The following is a 3836-nucleotide window of genomic DNA, read 5'->3' as shown; positions in this document are numbered from 1 at the left end:
ATCATTAAGTCTATTTCTAAATCACCTATTGTCTTTCTGCCTTCTACGCTTTTGGGTCTTTGGTCAATATCTACCCGACCGACTATCAGTCCTCTCTTATCCTTTGATGCACCTCTTTTTCTATAAACCTTCCCTTGGGAACGCAACCAAAGATGTAAGTTACCTCCTTGTTTTTTATCTTTCCAAATGTATTGATAAATTCTTTCATGAGATACACAATTGAGTCCTTGCTCTTTTGCTCTTCCCATTATTTGCTCTGGACTATATTCTTGTTTAATCCAGTGCTCTACAAAATCTTTAACTTCAGTAGTAAATCGAATTCTCTTCTTTTTATCGGAATGCCTTTCTTCACACTTACTGTGAGCTAAGACAGCTCTGTACTTGCTGTTGCGCTTATCACAATTCCTTTTTATTTCTCTATAAATTGTGGAAACATCTTTTTTTAATCGTTCAGCTATTTCAAGTTTTGAATAATTTTCATTCAACAATGTTTCTATTATGTATCTTTGCTCTTGTGTAATTTGGCTCATACTTTGCAATTTTTGGTCGAGGAGCAAGTAAGGCAAAATTTACCATTCAGCAAAAGAGGAAAAGAATTAATTTTCTTTTCTCTTTTCTGAAAAAAATTATCCAAACCGCAACTTCCAATTGTTGCATTTATTAATTGAATCTAAGATTCTATAATTGTAAATAAAAATAAATACTGATTATGCTCTATATTAAAAACAGTAATTTTTAAACCCTCAATAAATTGTAAACAGCAGCAGTTTATACCTCCAATCCTCCTGGAATTTAACTTGGTAATGTAAAAGTGAGTGAAAGTGGTCAAATTTCATTTTCAGAGCCACGTTCCAAAACACCTTTGCCAGCTTTAGTAGAAGCATGTAACAATTCAGATCATTCTGAAATTTGTGTTAGTGCAGTTGTTTTTATTGATGCAGCTCTACCCGCTCCAGTTATCACAGTAAAATCAATTGTATGTAATTAGTTGTTTAGAAACTCCACAATTACAGTTTTTTGTGAGTTATGATTTGCTAGAAACAGAAGCGAGTAATATTCAAGCAAGTACATAGGGACTTCCTATAGGAGTGTCAATAGATATGATTCATACTATAGAAACTTTTTTATGGGATACCGATCCTGTTGCTTCGAGAGGAACGGTTTCTTCTATTCAGCCATAAATAATCACCTTTAGTATAGATGATTAAAAAATTTTGCTTTGTTTTTATTTAGTACCAAGGTTAAACATGTAGCTTACAATTACGAACCCATTATGAAGAATAAAGGGATTGTTTTTGAAAATGATGTCAATAGTTCTATTTATGCTTTCGTTGATAGTGATTCATTCAAAATAATACTACGGAATTTAGTAGATAATGCTATCAAATTTACACCTGAAAACGGAACTATAAAAGTATATTCACTTCCTGGTAAAACAGGTTTTGTTACGCTTGTCGTGGAAGACTCAGGAACAGGAATGCCAGAAGAAAAACGATTAGAATTACTGCGACCAACTGTCTTGCTTTCGAAAAAAGGAAAAGAAGAAGGTGTAGGAACAGGTTTGGGGATGCAATTATGCAAAAGTCTAATAGAACGTAATGGTGGGGAGTTTGCCATAGAATCTGAGGTTGGGGTTGGTACAAGAATTTTGGTATCCTTGTTAATTGCTTATGATGTTTAGTGTAATCACGTTCTCATAGATCTTTAAAATCTCAGCTTTTTAAAAACATAACTACTATTTTCATGGTTATCTAAGGTCTATAAAGCCCGAAAACGGCTGGGATATTGGTAGTTCGTAGAAAGTTTGTTTATATTTGTATTCTTAGATTTTTTCAGTACATCTTAAAAAAAAGTCACACTATGAATTCAATTAACGTTTTGATTATTGAGGATACTCCAGCAGAAAGCGATGCGTTAATCGAGGTTTTAACCGAGAATAATTATAGTATAGTTGGGGTGGCACGCACCAATGCCGAAGCGTTACAGCTTTTTTACAATAATCCTGTTGATATAGTTGTTATTGATGTGTTTTTAAACGGAAGTCCGGATGGTATTAGCTTTGCCGAAACAATAAATGCAGTGCCAAACGCATCAAAACCATTTGTTTTTTTGACGAGTTCGAAAGACCGTCAAATTTTTGAACGAGCAAAACTCACACAGCCTTTTAGTTTTTTGATGAAGCCTTTCAATGAACTTGAAATTCTATACGCTTTGGAAATGGCTGTCGAAAAATTTTACAAACAACCCAATGTCTTTTTGAGTGATGATCAAGATACTGTAATTGGACAAGATTATTTGTTTATAAAGAAAAATAAAGCACTGAAAAAAGTTTTACTAGCTGATATAATCTATGTTGAGGTCGAAGACAGGTACTGTAAAATAGTTACTACTGTAGAGAAGTTTTTAATTTTAATTTCCTTGACTAAAATCATGGAGTTGTTAGATCCAAAAATATTTTGTAGAACACACCGTAATTTCTTAATCAACATTGAGAAAATTATCGAAATTGTGCCTCAAGATAATCTAATTTGGCTTGTGAATAATCATAGTGTAGTTTTGAGTGATAAATACAAAGATTTTTCCAATCAATTTCGAATTTTAAAATAAGGTCATGTTTTTTTTTAGTACTTCATAACCTTTGTCTTAAGATGTGGATTTTATTATTTTTCATCGCTGCTATCCGAAAGTCATAAATTAAAAGAGCCTGAGAATCCCTTATTTTTGTTTTGCGAAAAATAAAATAATTTTATGGGACTCTTCAAGCGAAACAAAAATAACAATAAACCTTTACTGAGGCAAATTTTAGATCTAGTTCCACGTTGGATTTTAGAATCGTGTGTCAAAAAGCATCAAAGTGATAGAGGATGTAGTAAATACAAGACCTACGACCAATTCGTAGCTTTAACTTTCGGACAGCTCAATAAATGCTATACTTTAAGTGATATTTTTACTGGAATCGGGGTTTGTGAGGGTTTTATAACCGATTTGGGATTAAACCAATCTCCTGCTCGTTCCACAATGAGTGATGGCAATAAAAAACGAACTTGGAAAGTGTATGAGGCCTTGTACGTAAAGCTATTAAGTCACTATGATAAAGTTTTGAAAAACGACAATCATCGAACCATTATTCAAGAAATCAAAGACCATAGTATCAAATTGATAGACAGTACCACAATTAGTCTGTGTTTGTCGATGTTTGATTGGGCAAAGTTTCGGACAGCAAAAGAAGGTATTAAGATACATACCTGTTTTGATGATGCTTTGCAAATTTCTGATTTAATAAATATTACAGAGGTAAAAACACACGACAGTAAAGGCTTAGGACAAAATATCTTCCCAAAAAACACAATCTTTGTTGAGGATAGAGCTTATTTTGATTTTGTTTTGATGCTCAACAGAATATTTGCCCAAAATATATTTGTAACAAGAATAAAAACTAATACCGACTACATAATAGTCAATGAATTAGAATTACCACTTGACAAAGATTAAGATATCTTAAAGGATGAGATTATAACTTTATCAGGAAAAAAGGCTGTTGAAACCACGATAAATGAGCATAATTTAAGGCATGTAACAGTTTATAGAGAAGAAGATAACAAGGTAATCCATGTTATAACCAACAATTTAGATTGGACAGCTAGAACAATAGCTGATTTGTATAAGAAGAGATGGGATATTGAATTATTTTTCAAAGCAATGAAGCAAAATCTACAAATAAAACTTTTTTAGGAACTAGTTAAAATGCAGTTAAATCTCAAATATACGTAGCCTTAATCAGTTACTTGTTATTAGAACTCATAAACAGAACAATTGCCAAGAAAGTAAAAACATTT

Annotated in this window: 3 protein-coding genes and 1 pseudogene; 3 read left to right on the top strand and 1 reads right to left on the bottom strand. The window is 32.3% G+C overall.

The features are described from left to right. A partial coding sequence (locus M2326_RS17375; protein ID WP_264620809.1) for an IS30 family transposase occupies positions 1-530 on the bottom strand: 530 nt, incomplete at its 3' end. A 689-nt stretch (positions 531-1219) separates the two neighbouring features. On the opposite strand from M2326_RS17375, the gene M2326_RS17370 reads away from it, so the two are divergent. The 3 genes and pseudogenes from M2326_RS17370 to M2326_RS17360 form a co-directional block, all read left to right on the top strand. Continuing rightward, positions 1220-1681 carry a sensor histidine kinase gene (locus M2326_RS17370; RefSeq protein ID WP_264620808.1) on the top strand — a complete coding sequence of 154 codons (462 nt, stop codon included), beginning with the start codon at positions 1220-1222 and terminating at the stop codon, positions 1679-1681. 179 nt (positions 1682-1860) lie between these two features. Continuing rightward, a complete protein-coding gene (locus M2326_RS17365) occupies positions 1861-2607 on the top strand; it encodes a LytR/AlgR family response regulator transcription factor (protein ID WP_264620807.1) in 747 nt (248 codons plus the stop codon). A 141-nt stretch (positions 2608-2748) separates the two neighbouring features. Next, positions 2749-3836: pseudogene (locus M2326_RS17360) on the top strand (IS4 family transposase); the annotation flags it as partial.

Origin of the sequence: Flavobacterium psychraerolatum, from assembly GCF_025960985.1 — a bacterium.
GTDB lineage: Bacteria > Bacteroidota > Bacteroidia > Flavobacteriales > Flavobacteriaceae > Flavobacterium.
This window is presented reverse-complemented; position numbering and strand designations above follow the sequence as displayed.

What these genes read in the sequence shown, in the direction of transcription:
- M2326_RS17365 (WP_264620807.1), top strand. Translation starts at nt 1,861, where the DNA reads ATGAATTCAATTAACGTTTTGATTATTGAGGATACTCCAGCAGAAAGC.